Origin of the sequence: Acidisphaera sp. S103 (genome assembly GCF_009765975.1) — a bacterium.
GTDB lineage: Bacteria > Pseudomonadota > Alphaproteobacteria > Acetobacterales > Acetobacteraceae > Rhodopila.
In genome coordinates, this window is the sequence record NZ_LMUJ01000068.1 from 37,247 (window position 1) to 45,135 (window position 7,889).

Genomic DNA, 7,889 nt, shown 5'->3' on the forward strand with positions numbered 1-7,889 from the left:
GTCTCGTTCCAAGGTATCGCGAATCACTCGGTCTTGCTGCAGAGCCAGCGAATCGCAACCCGCGAGACCGGTCAATCCTTACAATGCCTTAGCTTACCGGAAGATCATTCGAAAACCGTTTCCAGTCAGGCTCTAAGATCTACCGCAGCCGGAACAAATCCCACAGGTTTGCATGCTCCCCACGAGTTACCGCGGTGCTGAGCGACACGGCGGCGACCGCACCGACCCAGCGCGATGGTCACCTCCGATGCATCGCCAAGAACGGCCGCATGGCCTGGTAGAAGACCTCTGGGTACAATCGGCGAGCCAAGGTCGAGGTGGCCGACGAGCCGCACACCGCGCACTGCATCCATCCCGCACCGCAAAACGCAACCCTATACCCCAGCCCCATCTCAAGCGACCAGACAGTCGGGCACGGGCGCTGACGTAACCACTCGCCAGTATGAGAAATGTGGGCTAGCTCAAAATGATTATTTACGGCCTCCTGACCATCCGTCACGATAGTCTTCTAGTCGGAGGGTAGGTTCAGGTGGACATACGAGGCGAAGAGAAGTCTCGCAGAATACGGGTTCCGTTCCTGGTCTGGACAACGGCGAGCCCTAGTTTCGTCGCATACGCGCTTGCACTGATCCGCCAGGCGTTTCTCGATGACGCTACGGAACTCGCACTTCAGGCGTCATCAGTTACCGTGCCGTCGGGACAGGAAGTCTCTCGAAACTTACGGTAACCTGGTGGTCAGAAGGAACTTCCGATGGAACAGAAAACCAACCAGAATTACATGTATGGCGTCGATATGATTCGCTTCATCGCCGCCGTGTTGGTTGGCTTGTTTCATCTGACTTGGTTGATTAAAAGTACCTCACTGGTTGCGTGGTATGGATGGGTTGGGGTTCAAGTGTTCTTCGTGATCTCCGGGCTCGTCATCGCTCAATCGGCCCAGCATGCAACGCCACGAAAATTCGCTTGGTCGCGGTTTATGCGACTGTACCCTGCGGCCTGGATTTGCGCGGTTATCAATCTTTCCGCGCTGATTTATCTTTATGGCGCGAGCGCTTCATTGCCGAAAATGTTTATAAGATCGCTTGCCCTATTTCCGGTCGGTCCATTTCTCGCATCAGCCTACTGGACGCTGCCGATCGAGCTGACTTTTTACGGGCTAATTCTGGTTTTGCTGCTCTTCAAGAGCTTCCAATACATTGAGCGCGTCGCCGTTGTCCTATGTGTCATGAGTGCTACCTATATCATTGCCTTCAGTTTGCACGTTGCGGGCATCGTCCACCTGCCGATATTAGAATTCAACTATGCCGATTGGAAGAGTCTGTCGCTCCTACGTCATGGGGTTTACTTTGCATGCGGAATATTTCTGTGGCTGTGGTCGGAAGGGCGTTTGAGCAGACTCGGACGCGTCGCATGTCTCGTAGGCTTTATGACCGGACCGTTAGAAATAACCTGCCGATCGGCTGAAATGGTCGCTCTACTCCCGGTACGGACCAGCCTATCGGTCGTCTGGCCCATCCCTGTACTGATTTGGTACGTGGCCTGCGGCTTGATCGGGGCGGCAATCTGCCGGCGCAGAGAGATCATCCGCTATATCCCTGCCAGGATCTTGAACGTGGTTCGCATGGCTGGTTTAGCAACCTATCCGCTCTACCTCCTGCACGAGTTGGTCGGCAAGGCAATTCGCGACCTGCTCGTTGGCTATGGTGTGTCCTACCTGCTGAGCGCACTCTCCGCCCTAAGTGTGGCAGCGTTTGTCGCTTTTGGTGTGGCTCGGTTTGGCGAACCGCTATTACGATCCATCATAATCGGTCTGTTTACCGCAATGGGCTTGCGACGCGGGGATCGTCTCGGGGCAATCACAAAGACCACTTCTTGCCAGAAAGGGGGTTCTGCTACAGCCTCGAACAGCCGACCTAATGAGGTAGACGCAATGGGATGATAAGGCGTACGCAAGCAGTCCAATTGCTGTAGGATCAGGCTGCCGAAGGCCCGGCAGTTTGCAGCTGGCCTGTCCCCGGTGGACGCCGGAGAGATTAGTTCGTTTTATCGCAGATGGCAACACTAGGACCAATGTTAGACCTCGCAATAGAACTGGTCCATCGGTGCCGCTGCGTTAGTTCGGTGAGCATGATAGTCGTAGCCAAAGTTGGGACTTCAGTGTTTAACTTTCGATCTGTTCGTCCTTGGTACCGAGCTAACGGACTCCATTGTCGCCTGTGGATCTTCCTTGTGGTGTCCTTCTTATGTATATCGCTGGCGAGTCGTGGCTTGGGGCTCTATCTGTCTACTCATCCTACAGGCCCAGCGGATCCATTAGATGCGTTACATCAGATAGTCCTGCCTGGGTCACACGATGATTCCTGGGGGCCAATGATTGCGGCGCTCGAACTGGTTCGAGGCCCTCACGGCTCAAATCTCTATGAGACTTTATTCTTTGGACTTAAGGCAAAATTTCAGTACCCACCGTCGAGCCTGCTGATAATTGATCTGCTCAGTGCATTTGTCTCGCTTTCGCCATTCTTTCTAAATTGCCTGAGTTCGGTCGCCTTCCTAGGGTCCATCATCGGGATGGTCTTATTATTACAGAAAATAGAGCTCTGCGATGTGGCAGGAGGTCGTCGCCAATCTCCGATAGGAGGTAGTCTTGCGACGATAGCCATGGTTGTCTTTGCAGCCCTATGTACCTTCTACCCGCTTCTGCATGCTATTTCGCTGGGCCAAATTCAAGTATGGATCGACTTCCTATTCATTTGGGGATGTCTATCCTTTGTTATAGATCGTCATTTTTTGGCGGGTACATTAGTAGGGCTTGCCTGCACTATGAAGCCGCAGTTGGGGGTGTTTCTTGTCTGGGCGCTAGTTTGGCGTGAGCATCGCTTTGGCTTGGGTTTTCTGCTAACTTATATCCCCTTTACCATTGGAGCAGTGCTGCGCTATGGCGTTCAAAATAGCTTTGCGTATCTGGACGTACTTTCGTTTATTTCCAAACGTGGTGAGTCAGTCTATATGAACCAGTCTGTCAATGGACTGATGAACAGACTGCTTGGTAACGGAAACAATTTAACGTGGGACGCTCATGTCTTTGCTCCCCCCAATCATTGGGTTCATTCGGCAACAATAGTCGCGGCCGCCGTTTTCACAATGATTCCTTTAGGAGTGGCGTTCCGCGCTCGACGTCGAGCGGATCCGTGGGATCTCGGCTTGGCGGCCCTATGCTTTACCATGGCGTCCCCTATTGCTTGGGAGCACCATTACGGAATTGCCATACCCATTTATGTCTTAGCACTACGTGCAGTGTTGAAGCACCCGCCATCGCTTTCGCGGCGGACAAGGATTTGGGCGCTGGCCGTCTCCTGGTGTTTAACTGCTAACTATATGCCTTGGTTGAACGCATCAGCAACGACCAGGTTCAACGTGCTGCAAAGTTACGTCTTTTGGGGTGCTTTGATCCTATTGGGCATACTTTTGATAGAGACAGTTCAAATGACGTGTCAGTCATTGGGGGAAGACGTTGTCGAAAGGTAGGCTCAGGACTCATTGACTACAGGTAGAGCAGGACGGCTGCGGCGATGCAAATGGCGGCAAAGAACGTGTGGGCGCAGCGATCGTAGCGCATCGCGATGCGCCGCCAGTCTTTGAGCTTGGCAAACATGTTCTCGACTTTGTGCCGCTGTTTGTAAAGAGTCTTGTCGTAATCGATGGCCTGCTTACGGTTTTTGGTCGATGGAATGCAGGGCTTGATGCCTCGCTGGCTCAAAGCATCACGCAAGCCGTTGCTGTCGTAGCCACGGTCGCCGATCAGCGTTTCCGCGGGTGGCAATTGGTCGAACAAAAGCCGGGCACCTTTATGATCGCTCATCTGTCCTTCGGTCAGCAGCAGGACGACTGGCTTGCCCTGGCCGTCGCAGACGGCGTGGAGCTTGGTATTCAGGCCGCCTTTGGTCCGTCCGATGCAGCGCGAGGCCCCCTTTTTTCCGCAGGCTGGCGGCTGTGCGGTGCACGTTCAGGTGGGTGGAGTCGATCATGATCCGGTCCGGCGGATCATCTTCTCCGGCGAGGCCAGCGAAGATCCGTTGGCATATCCCCCGGCGGCTCCAGCGAACAAACCGATTGTAGAGGGTCTTGTGCGGACTGTAGTTCTTGGGGGCGTCCTTCCATTCCAATCCATTGCGGATCACATAGATGATCCCGCTGATCACCCGTCGGTCATCAACACGCGGTTTGCCGTGCGGACGAGGAAAATACGGTTCGATGCGCGCCATCTGTGGCTCGCTCAGCAGAAATAATTCGGTCATGGCGGCTACCTCCCGCCAATCCCAGAATCATGGCCCGTCGAGCTTAGGCAAGTGATTAATGGGTCCTAAGCCTAGTACTGCAGTTGCGTTTTATGCAAAACTCCGATTCTCTGTATCCCATGGATTCGGGAGTGTCAGAGAATGTTTGTTGCAACGTGGTCAGGTTCGTTTCTGACCTGAGAACAGGAACTCGCCGCCTTCAAATCTCAGTTGAATTCGGCATTCGGCCGGGCCGAGTTACGGCGCTCGGCCAGTGCCTTCATCGACGGCTTACTGTCAGGTGTAGCACGCAAGGCAGGGTGGCAACTGGCTGAACAAACCGGGCTCGAACGACCCTATCGGCTGCAGTCGCTGCTCGGACGCAGCGCCTGGCAGGCGGACGCGCTGCGCTATTTGGTACGAACGGAGGTGCTGGCCACACTGGGCGAGGCCAGCGGTGTCCTCGTGGTCGACGAAACCGATTTTCTGAAGAAGGGCACACATTCCGTCGGCGTTGCACGGCAATATTCTGGCACCGCGGGGCGGGTGGAGAACTGTCAGGTCGGCGTGTTCGTCGCCTATGCAAGCCGGTTTGGCCAGACACTGATCGATCGGCGGCTTTATTTGCCGGAGGCGTGGGCAAACGATGCCGCGCGCCGACGGGGGGGGCAGCCGTGCCAGAGACCGCCGCCTTTCAGACCAAGCCCGCTATCGCGGCCGAGATGATCGCCACGGCACTGGATGCTGGCGCACCCTGCGCGTTCGTGCTGGCGGATGCGCTTTACGGGGCAGATTCCCGCATCCGACGCATGCTCGAAACGCGCCAGCAGCCCTATGTGCTGGCGACCCGATCCAATCACACGCTGCGCCTGCTGACGCACGAAGGGCTGGAGCAGACTGATCCCTTGACGCTGGCCGATGCGCTGCCCCCCGGGGCCTGGGCGCCGCACGCCGCTGGTGAGGGGTCGAAAGGTCCGCGACTGTATGACTGGGCGCGGATCGCGCTGCCATGGGCAGTTGACAGCGGCTTCGAGCGCTGGGTGGTGATCGGTCGCAGCCGCCGCGATGCCTCCGAGCGCGCCTACTATCTGGTGTTCACGCGCGTCGGAACAACACTGGCGGAACTGGCCTGCGCTGCCGGCCTGCGCTGGACAATCGAAGAGTGCTTTCAGCGCGCTAAGGAGGAACTTGGCCTGGATCACTGCGAAGCCAGATTCTGGCACGGCTGGCACCGCCACATGGCGTTGTGCATGACGGCAGCCGTGTTCCTGGCCAGGTTGCAGGCCTCGCTTCGCCGCGCCGCGTTCGGTAAACCGAACAGAACGAGTCCACCGCCCGCCGCGTAACCGCCATCCGTCTTGGCTTGCCCAGCGTGCCAGAAATCCGCGGTCTCATCGCCAAGCTGTTGTTACGATCGCCGCTGCGCTTGCCGTTCATTCTGGCGTGGTCCGCTTGGTGACAACGCCATCAATTCACCGCGGCTGAAGCCCACTACCAAGCCCACAAAGCACAACTGTAGTATTAGGCTCAGGACTCACGCCCGCAACCACTGGTCGGTCATCCATGCAGGCCGGCCTGATCGAAGGGATAAGCCGGATCGCCCGAAAGGTGCCTACCTGCCACGTCGCACATGCGATAGGTTTCCTAGTCTGTGGAAAACGCCTTCGTTGCCGCCACGACAATATGGCGTGCACCGGAGGCTCCCGCTTGGGGAAAGATAGTGAGTGGAACAAATAATCCGCCCGTGTTGGTACCGGACGTGTCTTCGGTCACCGAAGACGAAGTGTTGGTGACGACCGGCAACGTCCTTACCAATGATACCGATCCCAACGGTCTGCCGCTTTCCGTTACGGCAGTGAACGGTATCGCCGTGAGTGGCACGACAACCATTGTCGGCACTTATGGCACGTTGGTGATCCAGGCGAACGGGCAATACACTTATACGCTTGCCGATACCCAGGCGAATGTCCGTGGGTTGGCAGATGCACAGGTGGTGCCGGACACCTTCACCTACACGGTATCGGATGGCCAAACATACACCCAGACGACACAGCAAACCGTTCAGAACTTGATCCCACAGTCGGAGGCCTTCAATCTCTCTCCATGGGTGCCATTCAGCTCGGGCACGGCTCCCGTGATCACAGCCAATGTCGCTGCTGGGCCCAGTGGCGGCGCCAGCACGGCGGACGAAGTCACACTGACCAGCGCGGACTCTGGCCTCTATTTCCAGACCAACGTGTCAGGCACTTACACCTTCAGCGTCTGGGTGAAGCTGATCAGCGGAAGTGGCGCTTTTGCGCTGAATTATTACGAGGGCTCGACGAACACCAGTATCACGCAGACTGAGACTGCCACTGGGACTTGGCAGCAGGTCAGCATAACCTTTGCTGGGGATGGCAACACCTTTTCCAATGTCGCGCTGTTGCATGATATCGCGCAGTCCACCAGCGGCAGCTTCGAGTTCTGGGGTGCCGAACTTAATCCGGGAACGACGGTCGAGCCATACGCTCCGACCACGGGTAGCGCAGTTACCACCACCGTTACCACCACCACCCCACTTGTTTCGAGTTCTACCCTGACCGTCGATGTCACCGGCAACACGCCGGTATTGACCGTGGAAACGGCTTCCGTGACTGAGGGCGGCACGGTGGTAGCAACTGGCAACGTGCTCGCCAACGACACCGATGGCGCGGGTAAGACTTTGACCGTGGCCACGGTGAATGGCATCGCGGTAAGCGGTACTACGACGATCGTCGGTACCTATGGCACGCTCGTCATTCAAGCAAATGGGCAGTACACGTATACGCTGGCCAGCAACCAGACGAATGTGCTCGCCCTCGCCAATGGCCAGGTCGTCCCGGATGCGTTCAACTACACAGTATCGGATGGACAAGTTTACGACCAGACAACGACGCAGACGGTCGAGAACCTGATCTCACAGTCAGAGGCGTTCACCGCGTCGCCATGGGTCACATTCACGTCGGGCACGGCGCCTGTGATCACAGCCAATGTCGCCGCCGGCCCGAATGGGGGGGCTAGCACAGCGGACCAGGTCACGCTGACGAGTGCTAACTCTGGTCTCTATTACCAGACCAACGTGTCAGGCACTTACACCTTCAGCGTCTGGGTGAAGCTGGTAAGTGGCAGTGGCGCGTTTGCCCTAAACTACTACCAGGGTTCGACCAACACCAGCATCGTGCAGACCGTGACTGCCACCGGAACCTGGCAGCAGGTGAGCATGACGTTCACCGGAGATGGCAACTCGTTCTCCAACGTCGCCCTGGTACATAGCACTACGCAGTCTACCAGCGGTACGTTCGAATTTTGGGGTGCGCAACTCAATTCGGGTGCAACGGTCGAGCCCTACGTTCCCACGACCGGAAGTCCGGCGACAGCCACCTTTACCACGACGAGCCCGCTTACCATCGGCTCCACGCTCACCGTTGACGTGACGGGCCATACGAATCCGCCACCTGTGGCAACCGCGGACACGGCCGCCGTGACCGAGGTCAACACGCTGGTGGCGACGGGCAACGTGCTGACCAACGATACCGATCCCGCCGGTCTGACGCTTTCGGTTACGGCGGTCAACGGCATCGCGGGCGCCGCGACCGG

At 57.1% G+C, this 7,889-nt stretch carries 6 protein-coding genes; 5 read left to right on the forward strand and 1 reads right to left on the reverse strand.

Going from position 1 to position 7,889, the window contains the following annotated elements:
* The first annotated feature begins 751 nt into the window (after positions 1-751).
* Both GSQ89_RS24875 and GSQ89_RS24880 read left to right on the forward strand, forming a co-directional pair.
* A complete protein-coding gene (locus GSQ89_RS24875) occupies positions 752-1,939 on the forward strand; it encodes an acyltransferase (protein ID WP_158930321.1) in 1,188 nt (395 codons plus the stop codon).
* A gap of 431 nt (positions 1,940-2,370) precedes the next feature.
* The gene (locus GSQ89_RS24880) at positions 2,371-3,525 is read left to right on the forward strand and encodes a glycosyltransferase family 87 protein (RefSeq protein ID WP_158930323.1); all 1,155 of its coding nucleotides are present in this window, start codon (positions 2,371-2,373) and stop codon (positions 3,523-3,525) included.
* A gap of 16 nt (positions 3,526-3,541) precedes the next feature.
* Here the strand turns inward: GSQ89_RS24880 and GSQ89_RS24885 are convergent.
* Positions 3,542-4,295, reverse strand: a protein-coding gene (locus GSQ89_RS24885; protein WP_254073353.1) for an IS5 family transposase whose coding sequence is annotated in 2 segments (ribosomal slippage) — positions 3,542-3,962 and positions 3,961-4,295 — 756 coding nt in all. Because the reading frame shifts where the segments join, the coding sequence is not laid out codon by codon here.
* Positions 4,296-4,505: 210 nt separating this feature from the next.
* Between GSQ89_RS24885 and GSQ89_RS38665 the strand changes: the two genes are divergently transcribed.
* The 3 genes from GSQ89_RS38665 to GSQ89_RS24895 form a co-directional block, all read left to right on the forward strand.
* Positions 4,506-5,000 carry a transposase gene (locus GSQ89_RS38665; protein ID WP_216856369.1) on the forward strand — a complete coding sequence of 165 codons (495 nt, stop codon included), beginning with the start codon at positions 4,506-4,508 and terminating at the stop codon, positions 4,998-5,000.
* Positions 4,949-5,620 carry an IS701 family transposase gene (locus GSQ89_RS38670; RefSeq protein ID WP_216856370.1) on the forward strand — a complete coding sequence of 224 codons (672 nt, stop codon included), beginning with the start codon at positions 4,949-4,951 and terminating at the stop codon, positions 5,618-5,620. The genes GSQ89_RS38665 and GSQ89_RS38670 overlap by 52 nt, the downstream gene beginning before the upstream one ends.
* A 374-nt stretch (positions 5,621-5,994) precedes the next feature.
* Positions 5,995-7,889 (forward strand): Ig-like domain-containing protein (locus tag GSQ89_RS24895; RefSeq protein ID WP_216856371.1); only part of this gene is annotated, 1,895 nt, incomplete at its 3' end.

Coding starts and splice junctions, on each gene's coding strand:
- GSQ89_RS24875 (WP_158930321.1), top strand. CDS start 752: ATGGAACAGAAAACCAACCAGAATTACATGTATGGCGTCGATATGATT.
- GSQ89_RS24880 (WP_158930323.1), top strand. CDS start 2,371: ATGATTGCGGCGCTCGAACTGGTTCGAGGCCCTCACGGCTCAAATCTC.